11 protein-coding genes and 1 tRNA gene are annotated in these 13,087 nt (G+C 68.6%); 5 read left to right on the top strand and 7 right to left on the bottom strand.

What is annotated here, in order from left to right; translation table 11 throughout:
• Together ACFWRO_RS27400 and ACFWRO_RS27395 are read left to right on the top strand one after the other, a co-directional pair.
• A partial coding sequence (locus ACFWRO_RS27400) for a pyridoxal phosphate-dependent decarboxylase family protein (RefSeq protein WP_384514225.1) occupies positions 1-1,071 on the top strand: 1,071 nt, incomplete at its 5' end.
• Complete coding sequence (locus ACFWRO_RS27395) at positions 1,068-2,504, top strand: lysine N(6)-hydroxylase/L-ornithine N(5)-oxygenase family protein (RefSeq protein ID WP_384514223.1); 1,437 nt, start codon at positions 1,068-1,070, stop codon at positions 2,502-2,504. The genes ACFWRO_RS27400 and ACFWRO_RS27395, both read left to right, overlap by 4 nt.
• 16 nt (positions 2,505-2,520) lie before the next feature.
• On the opposite strand, the gene ACFWRO_RS27390 is transcribed toward ACFWRO_RS27395, so the two are convergent.
• The gene (locus ACFWRO_RS27390; protein ID WP_384514222.1) at positions 2,521-4,320 is read right to left on the bottom strand and encodes a bifunctional metallophosphatase/5'-nucleotidase; all 1,800 of its coding nucleotides are present in this window, start codon (positions 4,318-4,320) and stop codon (positions 2,521-2,523) included.
• Positions 4,321-4,478: 158 nt separating this feature from the next.
• On the opposite strand from ACFWRO_RS27390, the gene ACFWRO_RS27385 reads away from it, so the two are divergent.
• Positions 4,479-5,159 carry an SIMPL domain-containing protein gene (locus ACFWRO_RS27385; protein WP_384514220.1) on the top strand — a complete coding sequence of 227 codons (681 nt, stop codon included), beginning with the start codon at positions 4,479-4,481 and terminating at the stop codon, positions 5,157-5,159.
• Between the two features lie 157 nt (positions 5,160-5,316).
• Positions 5,317-6,753 carry a pyruvate kinase gene (gene pyk, locus ACFWRO_RS27380; protein WP_384514218.1) on the top strand — a complete coding sequence of 479 codons (1,437 nt, stop codon included), beginning with the start codon at positions 5,317-5,319 and terminating at the stop codon, positions 6,751-6,753.
• Between the two features lie 7 nt (positions 6,754-6,760).
• Here pyk and ACFWRO_RS27375 read toward each other — a convergent pair whose 3' ends face one another.
• Together ACFWRO_RS27375 and ACFWRO_RS27370 are read right to left on the bottom strand one after the other, a co-directional pair.
• The gene (locus ACFWRO_RS27375) at positions 6,761-7,543 is read right to left on the bottom strand and encodes a transcriptional regulator (protein ID WP_384514217.1); all 783 of its coding nucleotides are present in this window, start codon (positions 7,541-7,543) and stop codon (positions 6,761-6,763) included.
• Positions 7,544-7,652: 109 nt separating this feature from the next.
• Positions 7,653-7,727 (bottom strand) — tRNA-Leu (locus ACFWRO_RS27370).
• 98 nt (positions 7,728-7,825) lie between these two features.
• Here ACFWRO_RS27370 and ACFWRO_RS27365 point away from each other — a divergent pair.
• Complete coding sequence (locus ACFWRO_RS27365) at positions 7,826-8,482, top strand: ANTAR domain-containing response regulator (RefSeq protein ID WP_384514216.1); 657 nt, start codon at positions 7,826-7,828, stop codon at positions 8,480-8,482.
• A 99-nt stretch (positions 8,483-8,581) separates the two neighbouring features.
• On the opposite strand, the gene ACFWRO_RS27360 is transcribed toward ACFWRO_RS27365, so the two are convergent.
• From ACFWRO_RS27360 to ACFWRO_RS27345, 4 genes are read right to left on the bottom strand one after another with little or no spacing between them, the layout of a single operon-like run.
• A complete protein-coding gene (locus ACFWRO_RS27360; protein WP_384514214.1) occupies positions 8,582-9,298 on the bottom strand; it encodes an ABC transporter ATP-binding protein in 717 nt (238 codons plus the stop codon).
• Entirely contained in the window at positions 9,295-10,308 is a 1,014-nt protein-coding gene (locus ACFWRO_RS27355; RefSeq protein WP_384514228.1) for an ABC transporter ATP-binding protein, read from the bottom strand. The genes ACFWRO_RS27360 and ACFWRO_RS27355 overlap by 4 nt, the downstream gene beginning before the upstream one ends.
• Before the next feature lie 5 nt (positions 10,309-10,313).
• Complete coding sequence (locus tag ACFWRO_RS27350; RefSeq protein ID WP_384514212.1) at positions 10,314-12,089, bottom strand: branched-chain amino acid ABC transporter permease; 1,776 nt, start codon at positions 12,087-12,089, stop codon at positions 10,314-10,316.
• Between the two features lie 5 nt (positions 12,090-12,094).
• Positions 12,095-13,027 (bottom strand): branched-chain amino acid ABC transporter permease, encoded by a 933-nt coding sequence (locus tag ACFWRO_RS27345; protein WP_384514210.1) that lies wholly within the window; start codon positions 13,025-13,027, stop codon positions 12,095-12,097.
• Positions 13,028-13,087: the final 60 nt, after the last annotated feature.

Raw genomic sequence — 13,087 nt, 5'->3', positions numbered from 1 at the left:
ACATCCCCCGCCGCCCCGTCCACCACCCCCAACACCCCGGCCACGACCGCCGACGCCCCGCGCACCACCCCCGCCGCCCCGTCCACCACCCCCACCACCCCGTCCACCACCCCCGACGCCCTAGTCACCACCGGCGGCACTGAGTCCAACCAACTCGCCCTCCTCCTCGCCCGCGAGCGTCAGCGGCGCCACCACCCCGGCCACGCCCTCCAGACCGTCGTCGGTGCCAACGCCCACCACTCCTTCCACCGCGCCGCCTGGCTCCTCGGCCTCCCCGAACCCGTCACCGTGCCCACCCCCAACGGCACCCTCGACCCGGTCGCCCTCGACGAGGCCCTCACCGACCTCCACGGCCCCCTCCTCGTCGTCGCCACCGCCGGCACCACCGACACCGGCCGCATCGACCCCCTCCCCGAGATCGCCGACCTCTGCGACGCCCACCACGCCGACCTCCACATCGACGCCGCCTACGGGGGCCCCCTCCTCTTCAGCGACACCCACGGCCCCCTCCTCAAAGGCCTCGACCGCGCCCGCACCGTCACCCTCGACCTGCACAAACTCGGCTGGCAGCCCGTCGCCGCAGGACTCCTCGCCGTACGGGACAAGAGCGACCTCACCGCCCTCTCCCACACCGCCGACTACCTCAACGCCGCCGACGACACCGAAGCCGGCCTCCCCGACCTCCTCGGCCGCTCCCTGCGCACCACCCGCCGCCCCGACATCCTCAAGATCGCCGTCACCCTCCGCGCCCTCGGCCGCAGCGGACTCGGCGCCCTCGTCGACCAGGTCCACGCCCTCGCCCAACACCTCGCCGACCTCATCGACAAGACCCCCGGCCTCCAGCTCTACGAACGCCCCACCCTCACCACCGTCCTCTTCCGCCCCACCGACGCCGACGACACCACCGTCGCCGCCATCCGCCGCACCCTCCTCACCGAAGGCCGCGCCGTCCTCGGCCGCGCCCACGAAGACGGCCGGCTCTGGCTCAAAGCCACCCTCCTCAACCCCCACGCCACCCCCGGCGACCTCCAACACCTCCTGGACCTCGTGGAAGGCAGCACCGACCGATGACCGGCAGCACCCCACACCACCCCCACCCCCAGCAGTCCCCACACGACCCCGACCAGCCCCACGACCTGGTCGGCATCGGCATCGGCCCCTTCAACCTCTCCCTCGCCGCCCTCGCCCACGGCGTCCCCGGCGGCCTCGCCACCGCCTTCTACGAACAGAGCCCCGCCTTCCACTGGCACCCCGGCCTCCTCATCGAAGGCGCCACCCTCCAAGTCCCCTTCCTCGCCGACCTGGTCACCCTCGCCGACCCCACCAGCCCCTGGTCCTTCCTCAACTACCTCCGCAGCCGCGAACGCCTCTTCCCCTTCTACTTCGCCGAGAAGTTCCACATCCAGCGCGCCGAGTACGACGCCTACTGCCGCTGGGTCAGCGCCCAACTCCCCGGCCTCCACTTCGGCCACCAGGTCGACTCCGTCCGCTGGAACCCCGAACGCACCCTCTTCGAAGTCGACTTCACCCAACTCGACGCCGACGGCGAAGCCGAAGCCCTCGGCCGCACCTACACCCGCAACGTCGCCCTCGGCGTCGGCACCGAACCGTACGTACCCGAACCCCTCAAACCCCTCGCCGACGCCCCCCACGTCCCCGTCATCCACTCAGCCGACTACCTCGACCACCGCGCCCGACTCATCGCCGCCGACCACGTCACCGTCATCGGCTCAGGACAGTCAGGCGCCGAGATCTTCCTCGACCTCCTCCGCGCCCGCCCCGCCGGAGCCGAGAAGATCCACTGGCTCACCCGCACCGAAGCCTTCGCCCCCATGGAGTACTCCAAGCTCGGCCTCGAACACTTCACCCCCGACTACACCCGCTACTTCCACGCCCTGTCCGAACCCACCCGCAACGAACTCCTGCCCCGCCAATGGCAACTCCACAAAGGCATCGACACCGACACCCTCACCGCCATCCACGACGAGCTCTACCGCCGCACCCTCCACGGCGGCTGGCCCGACGCCGTCCTCACCCCCGGAGTCCGCGTCCGCACCGCCGGCCGCGTCGCCACCACCAAGGTCGAACTCCACCTCGAACACCTCCAACAGGCCACCCGCTCCCGCCTCACCACCGACGCCGTCGTCCTCGCCACCGGCTACCGCGAACGCCCCGTCGACCGCATGCTCGCCGGACTCGACCCCTACCTCCGCCACGACTCCGCCGGCCGCGCCAGAATCGACACCACCTACCGCCTCGTCCTCGACGCCTCCGTCACCGGCTCCGTCTACGTACAGAACGCCGAAAAACACACCCACGGCGTCGGCGCCCCCGACCTCGGCCTCGCCGCCTGGCGCAGCGCCACCATCCTCAACACCCTCACCGGCAAAGAGCCCTACCCCCTGCCCCGCCGCACCGCCTTCACCACCTTCGGCCTCGAACAGCGAGAGGCGCCACGCATCCCGGCACAGAGCCAGGCGCTGACGCCCCTCACACAGACCTGAAACCGAAACCGGCCGATCAGAACACCGGCACACCGTCCCGGGTCAGCCTCCACCCCACCGAAGCGAACTGACCCGGGTCGATCGCCCCCTTCGCCTTCACCCACTGAATGATCGTGTTACGAATCTCGTCCGAATCCGCCCACAACTGCGGCGCCCCCGCCACATGCGGAAACGCCCCACCACCACTCGCCCGGTAGTTGTTCACCGCGAACACGAACCGCGCCGCCGGATCCACCGGCCGCCCGTCGTACGACAGCTTCACGATCCGCTCACCGACCGGCCGCGCGATGTCGATCTCGTACGTCACCCCGTACACGGCGTCGTAGTTGTAGTCCGGCGTCCCGTCCGCGTTCGTCAACTTCGCCGGGTCCACCGGCGCCCCCGCCGCAGTCCGCACGTAGTACCGCGCGGAGAACTCCAGATAGTCCTTGAGCTGCGCCCCCGTCAGCAGCCGCGCCTCCAGCGTGTTCTCGAAGACGTACAGCCCCGCCGCGTCCCGGATCGTCACCTGACCAGCCGGAATCGCCGCCGTACGGGAGAAACAGGACGCCTGCGACAGCACCGGCAGCGCCGCGTACTCACCACCCGCGAGCGCCGCCCGCACCGTCTCCGCCTGGACGTGGTTGATCAGATCGATGATCGGCTCGTCCTTCCACGGCGCCTCGACCGTCGCCATCGTCGCGCTGGACGTACCGATCACCTGATTGACGTACGTGACGACCTTCTTGTGCTCGTCCGCGAGCAGCCCCACGATCTCCGGATCCTCCTCCACCGTGTTGGAGTTGAGAACCCGCGCACCGACCTTCTCCACCACCCAGCGGCCCTTCACCCACACCAGGTCGAAATCGAAGAGCGTCAGCCGCTGCCCCCACTTCAGCGGCTCCGACAGCACCACGTCCTTCCCCGACACCTTGTTCCTCACCCGGTACTCGGGAATCTCCGTATGCGCATGCCCCACCAGGATCGCGTCGATCCCTGGAACCTGCTCCGCCACCAGACCGGCCGCGTTCTCCACGTACGGAAGCTGATCACCGTACGACGACGTCCCACTGGACCCGGAATGAGCCGACACCACGACCACGTCCGCACCCATCGACCGCAGCTTCGGCACCCACTTGGCGGCCTGCTCCTCAAGCCCCGGGAAGACCATCCGGCCACTCACGTTGGCCTTGTCCCAGATAGCGATCCCCGGATTCGTCAGACCGAGCACCGCCACCCGCACATCCCGACCGCACGGCGTCCGCAGCCGATGCATGCTGTACGGCGCAAACGCCGGCCGCAGCGTCTTCGCGTCGAGCGCGTTCGCACCGAGCAGCGGAAAGTCGCACTGCTCCTCGAACTTCCGCAGCACCGGAATGCCGTAGTTGAACTCGTGATTGCCGAGCGCCGCCGCGTCGTACCCGATGGCGTTCATCGCCTGAGCCATCGGGTGGACCGGACCACGACGGGCCGTGATCGGGTCGACCTTCGCGTAGTAGTACGACAACTGAGTGCCCTGGATCGTGTCACCCGCGTCGATCAGGAGCGTGTTCCGCCGCCCCTTCTCCGCGCGCACCTGGTCGACCAGGGTGGAGATCTTCGCGAGGCCGACATCGTTGTGCGCCTTGTCGTCGAACTCCTTGTCCGTGAAGTAGTCCCAGTTGAAGACATTGCCGTGCAGGTCCGTCGTACCCATCACGGTGAACGAGTACCGCCGAGCCGGCCGGGGGCGAGGCCCGTGGGCCTGCGCGGGGGCGGCGGCCACCCCCGTGGCGAGCGTGGCTCCCGCCCCGACGGCGACGGAACTCTCCAGAAACGTCCGACGGTTCAACGACATGCGATCTCCTAGGGTCCATTGGCGCACAACGCGCGTAGATTCTGGCCCCACGCACCCCACGTGCAACAGAGGTCAACGGCATCGGAGTGCGAAAGTGGCAGGGACCACACAGCGGACCCCCCAGCCGACGCCCGCACCCCCGCACCAGGGAGCCAGCCATGACAACCACCCCCCACCCCACCCCGGAGGCACCCCAGGTCGCCGTCCGCGGCGAAGCCCGACTCGACGTCGACCCCGAGATCGCCCACATCGCCGTCACCCTCAGCGCCCGCGGCACCGACCGCGCCGCAACCCTCGCCGACCTCACCCGCCGCAACACCCACACCCTCGACCTCATCAAGTCCTACGGCGAAGCCATCGAAAAACTGGAGACCGGCGCCTTTTCCATCACCCCCGAACCCAGCAAGCACGGCCGCGGCGAACGCGTCCGCGCCTACCAGGGCCACGTCCACCTCACCGTCGAACTCGCCGACTTCACCGCCCTCGGCGAACTCACCACCCGCCTCGCCGACCTCGACCTCACCCGCGTCGACGGCCCCTGGTGGGCCCTGCGCCCCACCTCACCCGCCTACGCCGAAGCCCGCCGCACCGCGGTCGGAGAAGCCGTCCAACGCGCCCGCGCCTACGCCGAAGCCCTGGGCACCACCCTCACGGCCCTCCTGGAACTCTCCGACACCGAACTCACCCCACCCTCACCCCTCGGAGGCCGAGGCATGCGCATGGCCGCCTTCGCCACCGAATCCGCCGACGTACCCCCACCCCTCGACCTGGAACCCCAACGCCAGTCCGTCACAGCAGAGGTCATCGCCCGCTTCACGATGGCCCCACCACAGCTGTAACAGGGTGCCCACGGGGGGGCCTCCGAGCCCCCCGAACTGCTCATCGGAGCACCCACCCGCACAGATTCAAGACTTGTCAATAACCTTTCACGCAAAGGTTGTTGAACGGCCATGCCCGGCCCCTGAACTACCCGCCGGTAAGGCCTAGGCTCGAACCATGCGCCGAGCGAAAATCGTTTGCACCCTGGGGCCCGCCACCGACTCGTACGACCAGATCAAGGCACTGGTCGAAGCCGGAATGGACGTCGCCCGCTTCAACCTCAGCCACGGCACCTACGCCGAACACGAGGAGCGCTACCACCGCGTACGCAAAGCAGCCGACGAGACCGGCCGCAGCATCGGCATCCTCGCCGACCTTCAAGGCCCGAAGATTCGCCTCGGCCGCTTCCGCGAAGGCCCCGTACTCCTTGAACGCGGCGACGACTTCGTGATCACCGTAGAAGAGGTCGAAGGCGACCGAGACACCTGCGGCACCACGTACAAAGGCCTGGCCGCCGACGTCACCACCGGCGAACGCATCCTCGTCGACGACGGCCGCGTCACCCTCGAAGTCACCGCCGTCGACGGCCCCCGCGTCCACACCCGCGTCGTCGAAGGCGGCATGGTCTCCGACCACAAGGGCCTCAACCTCCCCGGCGTCGCCGTCTCCGTCCCCGCCCTCTCCGAGAAGGACATCGACGACCTCCGCTGGGCCCTGCGCACCGGCGCCGACGTCATCGCCCTCTCCTTCGTCCGCAGCGGCCGCGACATCGAGGACGTCCACCGCATCATGGACGAGGAAGGCCGACGCCTCCCGGTCATCGCCAAGGTCGAGAAGCCCCAGGCGGTCGAGGCGATCGACGACATCGTCGCCGCCTTCGACGGCATCATGGTCGCCCGCGGCGACCTCGGCGTCGAAATGCCCCTCGAACAGGTCCCGATCGTCCAGAAGCGCGCGATCAAACTCGCCAAGCGCAACGCCAAACCGGTCATCGTCGCCACCCAGATGCTCGACTCCATGATCGAGAACTCCCGCCCCACGCGCGCGGAAGCCAGCGACGTGGCCAACGCGGTCATCGACGGCACGGACGCGGTGATGCTCTCCGGCGAGACGAGCGTCGGCCGCTACCCCATCGAAACGGTCCGCACGATGGGCCGCATCGTGGAGGCCGCGGAAGAAGACATCCTCGCCAAGGGCCTCCCGCCCCTCACCGAACGCAGCAAGCCCCGCACCCAGGGCGGAGCCGTGGCCCGCGCCGCCGCCGAGATCGGCGACTTCCTCGGCGCCAAGTTCCTCGTCGCCTTCACCCAGTCCGGCGACACGGTCAAGCGCCTCTCCCGCTACCGCTCACCCATCCCCCTCCTCGCCTTCACCCCCGACCCGGCGACCCGCGCCCAGCTCAACCTCACGTGGGGCGTCGAGACCTTCCTGGGCCCGCACGTCGACTCCACGGACGCGATGGTCGCCCAGGTCGACGAGGAACTCCTCCGCATCGGCCGCTGCCAGAAGGGCGACACGGTCGTCATCACCGCCGGCTCCCCTCCCGGCGTCCCCGGCTCCACCAACCTGGTCCACGTCCACCACATCGGCGACCCGGTCACCCGAACACCCTGACCCTCGTTCAGGACTTGGGCCCGACGTGGAGATCCATGAGCGCGACGGAGGCTTTGCGGGCGACGGAGATGTTGAAGGGATCAACACCGCGGGCCAGTGTCGTCCATTCGACGCCCACCTTCGTGAGCGTGTCGCCGCACAGCTTCCGGATGTCGTCCGACTTGTTCGTGAAGAAGTACCGGGGGTACTCGTAGCGCTTGCGCTCACCACCGACGAGACGGGTCGTCCAGTTGGTGATCCGGCAGCCGTCGGAGTGGATGAGCCCCCGGATGAACTCCCAGGGGTGCGCGTCGACGATCTCCTGCTGCCACGCTTCGAGGATGATGCGCCGTTGGTGCTTCTTGCCGGGCCCGTGCTGTGGGAACAGGCACTTCCAATGGCGGCCGTAGCTGGTGACCATGACGCACCCCTGCTTCTGCAGGATGCAGGCGCTGCCCTCGGGCTGCACGGCCAGGATCGCCGCGCGGCACGCCTCGATTAACCCCGGCCAGGCGTCCGCGCATGCGATGCGGAGATGGTGGCCGCCTCGGGGGTGCTCGCTGATGCAGCCGTCACCGAGATAGAGCCCGAGCAGGTAGGAGTACGCGGCTGTATCGTCAGGCACCCCCGGCACGGGACGGCACCTCGGGCACGGCTTGGCCTGCCCGTTGAGGCGAGGGAGCGGTTCAAGTCGTGTATTCCAGGCGCGTAACGCGGCTCGGGAGATGCCTGTCTGCTGGCTGACAGAGTTGAGGCTGCGGCCGTCTGACAAGAGACTCAGGGCGTGCTTGCGCGTCGCGAGGTCGTACATGGATTCGAGCATCGCGGAAGTCTGCCCGGTATCCGGCGGCTTCGGGAGGCGTTCACTAGTGTGAGTGAACGATCATCAAGGTCTCGTGACCTTGGAATCGAAGGAAAGGTGCCCCGGGTCGGACTCGAACCGACACTGTGTGGGTTTTGAATCCACTGCCTGCTGCCAATTGGGCTACCGGGGCCCACGGAATCGAAGGTTTGTCACGACCCGCTGCGCGTCTACCTTACCGCAGCTAGGTAGGCTCATGGGGAGCAGTACTGCCCGCAACGAGGAGCCCCCGTGACCGCCCCCGAGTCGCCCCAGCCCGCCGCCGACGACGCTGACGCGTCGCACGTTCCGCCGCTGACGACCCGTGTCGTCATCGCCGAGGACGAGGCCCTCATCCGCATGGATCTCAAGGAGATGCTCGAAGAAGAGGGGTACTCGGTCGTCGGCGAGGCCGGCGACGGGGCGCGGGCCGTGGAGCTCGCTCGGGAGCACCGGCCCGACCTCGTGATCCTGGATGTGAAGATGCCCGTCCTGGACGGGATCTCCGCGGCCGAGAAGATCGCGGGTGAGTCGATCGCCCCCGTCCTCATGCTCACCGCCTTCTCGCAGCGCGACCTCGTCGAGCGGGCCCGGGACGCCGGGGCCATGGCGTACCTGGTGAAGCCGTTCAGCAAGAGCGACGTGGTGCCGGCGATCGAGATGGCCGTGTCGCGGTTCGCGGAGCTGCGGGCGCTGGAGAAGGAGGTCGCGGACCTCTCCCAGCGGCTGGAGACGCGGAAGCTGGTGGACCGGGCGAAGTCGATCCTGCAGACGCAGTACGGCCTGACGGAGCCCGCCGCGTTCCGGTGGATCCAGAAGACGTCGATGGACCGGCGTATGTCGATGCAGCAGGTCGCGGAGGCGGTCATCGAGGACGCCGAGGAGAAGAAGGCGGCCAAGGGCCAGTAAGCAGTAAGCAGTAAGAGGCATACGTACATAGGAGAAGGCCCGCCCCCACTTCCTTGTGGGGGCGGGCCTTCTGTCCGTGGGACGGACTGGTCCTCTTGCCTACTCCTCGCCGAGGTACGTCTTGCGTACGTCGTCGTTGACCAGGAGGTCCTGGCCGGTGCCGGAGAGCTTGATGGTGCCGACCTCCAGGACGTAGCCGTAGTCCGCGAGGGACAGGGCTGCCTGGGCGTTCTGCTCGATGAGCAGGATGGTCATGCCTTCGGCCTTGAGGGTGGCGATGGTCTCCATGATCTTCTGCATCATGATCGGGGAGAGGCCCATGGAGGGCTCGTCGAGCATGAGCAGCTTGGGCTGGGACATGAGGGCCCGGCCCATGGCGAGCATCTGCTGTTCACCGCCCGAGAGGGTTCCGGCGGCCTGCTTGCGACGTTCGCCCAGGATGGGGAAGAGGTCGTAGGAGCGCTGGATGTCCTTTTCGATGCCGTCCTTGTCCTTGCGGAGGAAGGCTCCGAGCTGGAGGTTCTCGGCGATGGTGAGCTTGGGGAAGATGTGCCGGCCCTCGGGGGAGTGGGCCATGCCGAGGGAGACGACCTTGTGGGCGGGGATCCCGTTGAGGACCTGGCCGTCGAAGGTGATCTTCCCGCTGGCGGGCTTGATGAGGCCCGAGAGGGTGCGCAGGGTGGTGGTCTTGCCGGCGCCGTTGGTGCCGATCAGGGAGACGACCTGGCCGGCTTCGACGGAGAAGGAGATGCCCTTGACGGCTTCGATCTTGCCGTAGGCGACCCTGAGGTCCTCGACCTCGAGAAGAGCGGTCACTTGGTGTCTCCTTCGGTGGTGCTGTCCGCTGCCGGAGCGTCGGCCTCGGGGGCCGCCGGGGCCTCGGGGGCCGCGTCGGCCTCCGGAGTCTCCGGCTCCTCGGCCTCGGAGGCCTCGGGGGCCTCGTCGACCGAAGCGGCTTCCGCTTCCGCGTGCGCCTCCGCCGCCTCGACCTCCGCGAGCTCCTCCGCTCCCGGCGCGCCTTCGAACGGCGTGCCGAGGTAGGCCGCGACGACGCGCTCGTCGCCCTGGACGACCTCGGAGGTGCCTTCGACGAGCTTCTCGCCCTGGACGAGCACCGCGACCCGGTCGCACAGGTTGAAGATGAACTTCATGTCGTGCTCGATGACGAGGACGGCGATGCCCTTGTCCCGGATGGCGAAGACGAGTTCCTCGGTGGCGCGGGTCTCGTTCTGGTTCATGCCGGCGGTCGGCTCGTCCAGGAGGAGCAGGCCGGGGTCGCTGGCGAGGGCCCGGGCGATCTCCAGCTTGCGCTGTTCGCCGTAGGGCAGGTTGCGGGCGAGGTGTTCGGCCTTGTTCTCCAGGCCGATGAACTGCAGGAGTTCCATGGCCCGTTCGCGCGAGGCGACTTCCGCCTTCTTGAAGCCGGGGCCGCGCAGGAGCGCGGACCAGAGGCCCTCCTTGGTCCGGGTGTGGCGTCCGACGAGGACGTTCTCCAGGACCGTCATGTTGGAGAAGAGGCGGATGTTCTGGAAGGTGCGGGCGATGCCGGCCTTGGTGACCAGGTGCGGCTTGGGCGGCAGCACCGTGCCCTTGTAGCTGACCTGTCCCTCGGTGGGGATGTACAGACCGGTGAGGCAGTTGAAGAAGGTGGTCTTGCCGGCGCCGTTGGGGCCGATGAGACCGACGATCTCGCCCTCGCGAACGGTGAGGTCCACGTTGCGTACGGCGGTGAGTCCGCCGAAGCGCATGGTGACACCGCTGGCGTCGAGGACCGTGGCGGCGGTGGAGGCCGCTGCCGTGTTCTCCGTGGTGGTGGTCGTCGTCATGGCGTTCACGCACCCGCCTTCGAGGTTCCGACGATCGGGTCGGCGGGCGGCCGCTGTTCCGGTACGTCGATCTTGTCGGCGCTCTCCTCGTGCTCGTGGTACTCGAGCTGGGCGCGCCGGTTGGGGATGAGGCCCTCCGGGCGGAAGCGCATCAGCAGGATGAGCGCGAGGCCGAACGCGAGGAGCTGGTAGTCCTTGAGGAAGGACAGCTTCTCGGGGATGAGGAAGAGCAGCGCCGCGCCGAGGAGCGGGCCGCGGATGGTGCCCATGCCGCCGAGGATGACGGCCGCGAGGAGGAACGCGGAGTTCGGGGCGACGGGGCCGGCGAACACGTACATCTCGGGGAGGACCGTGCCCTGGAAGTGGGCCTGGACCGTGCCGGCGACGCCGGCGAGGGTGGCGCCGAGGGCGAAGGCGATGAGCTTGACCCGGAAGCCGTTGATGCCCATGGCGGTCGCCGCGGTCTCGTCCTCGCGGATGGCGACCCAGGCGCGGCCGATGCGGGAGTCCTGTGCCCGGCTGAAGACCAGGACGACGAAGACCATGACGAGCAGCATCAGCAGGTAGTAGTTGGCGTACGAGCCGAGTTCCACGCCGAGGATGGTGTGGGTCTCGCCGAAGTCGTAGCCGAAGATGTTCAGCGCCGGGATGTTCGGGATGCCGTTGGGGCCGTTGGTGATCTGCGGTCCGTTGTCGCCGTCCATGTTGTTGACGGTGATGCGGAAGATCTCTCCGAAGCCGAGCGTCACGATGGCGAGGTAGTCGCCGTGGAGCCGGAGCGTCGGTGCGCCGATGATGACGCCGAAGATCAGCGAGGCGAGTGCGCCGATGATCATGGCGACCCAGAACGGGAGCTGGATGTCGAACGCGGAGGCCGTGGATCCGGAGACGAGGGCGGCCGTGTAGGCGCCGACGCCGAGGAACGCGACGTAACCGAGGTCGAGCAGACCCGCCAGTCCGACGACCACGTTCAGACCGAGGGCGACCGTCGCGAAGATGAGGATCTGCACGGCGATCACGGTGAACGTGTCGGTGGCCTGGGTGAAGGGGAAGACGGCCGCGGCGGCGAAGGCGGCGACGGCGGCGATCTGCTTGTTCTTCGAGGCGACGGCCGAGACCCGGCCGATGAGACCGGCCTTGTTGAGTCCGGCGGCACCGAAGCCCACGAGGAGCAGGTAGCCGATGAACAGCTCGGGGTACTCGGTCGAGATGCCGTACGTGACGGCGTACATGCCGATGGCGAAGGCCACGACGATGATCAGGATCTCGGCCCAGGAGGGGATCTCCTGGGGCTTCGCCGGCTTGCGGGAGTCGTCCTTGAGCGCGAACGCGGCCAGCGGGACCAGCGTGGCGACGGCGGCGACGTAGCCGCCGGGCTCCAGGTGGGCGAGGCCGCCGAGCTGGGCCGCGATGGCGATCACGGTGTACCAGGTGGTGCCGAGCGCGCCGAGGGCGAGGAACTGCAGTGCCCTGCTGGAGCCGCCGGGGGTGAGCCAGCGCAGGCCCTTGACGCCGAGCCCGGAGAGGGCGAAGAGCGTCAGGAGGAGGCCGCCGACGAGGGTGAGGACCTGGAGGCCGCCGGGGTAGCCGGTGACGGTGAGGTCGCCGGGGAATTCGGAGGTGTAGGTCCAGGCGAGGAAGGTGCTGGCGACGGTGGCGAGGCCACCGGCGGCGACGATCCAGTGGAGGAGGCCGGGCGCCTGTGCGGCGTCGGTCTTCTGCGGCGTCGGGGACGCTGCGGGCGTCTCCGGCGTCTCGGGGGTGGTGAGTTCGGTGGTCATCGCGATCACGCCCTGTCCGCTGCGCGCTGTCCGAGGAGACCTTGTGGTCGGAACAGGAGCACGAGGATGAGGAGGGAGAAGACCCAGATGTCCTTCCACGCGCCGCCGCCGAACTGGTCCATCCCGGGGATGTGTTCGACGTAGGCGATGGAGAGGGTTTCGGCGAGTCCGAGGACGACGCCGCCGATCATGGCGCCGTAGATGTTGCCGATGCCTCCGAGGACGGCTGCGGTGAAGGCCTTGAGGCCCAGCAGGAAGCCCATCTCGAAGCGGATCTGGCCCTTGTCGAGGCCCTCGGCGACCGCTGCGACCGCGGCGAACGCGGCGCCGATGGCGAAGGCCATCACGATGATGCGGTCGGTGTTGATGCCCATCAGCTTCGCGGTGTCCGGGTCCTGTGCCGTGGCCTGCATGGCGCGTCCGCTGCGGCTCTTCGAGACGAAGAGGCCGAGGGCGAGCATGCACGCGGGGGCGGCGACGAGGACGAACGTGTCGGCGCGGGAGATCGAGAGGCCTTCGAAGATCTGGAAGCTTCCGCCCTTGAATTCGGGGAAGGTGACCTTGCTCTTGGCGTCGGGGTAGAAACCCCAGATGAGCTGCTGGAGCACGATCGACAGACCGATGGCCGTGATCAGGGGGGCGAGCCGGGGGGCGCCGCGCAGGGGCCGGTAGGCGAAGCGTTCGGCGGCGGTGGCGACGGCGACGGAGACGACCGCGCCGCCTATCAGCATGATGGGGATCGCGACGACGAGGGCGGTGCCCTCGGGCAGGATCGTGTATGCCGTGAGCGCGCCGAAGCCGCCGACCATGAAGATCTCGCCGTGGGCGAAGTTGATGAGCTGGACGATGCCGTAGACCATCGTGTAACCGATGGCGATGAGACCGTAAAGGGCCCCGAGGGCAAGGCCGTCGGCCAGCTGTTGCGGCAGTTCGTTCACCGCAGGGCCTCCGATGAGCGTGTCGGATATGACTCCGCGGCGGGGGGGGGGTTTCGGCCA

Source organism: Streptomyces sp. NPDC058579, assembly GCF_042718575.1.
Taxonomy (GTDB): domain Bacteria; phylum Actinomycetota; class Actinomycetes; order Streptomycetales; family Streptomycetaceae; genus Streptomyces.
This window is presented reverse-complemented; position numbering and strand designations above follow the sequence as displayed.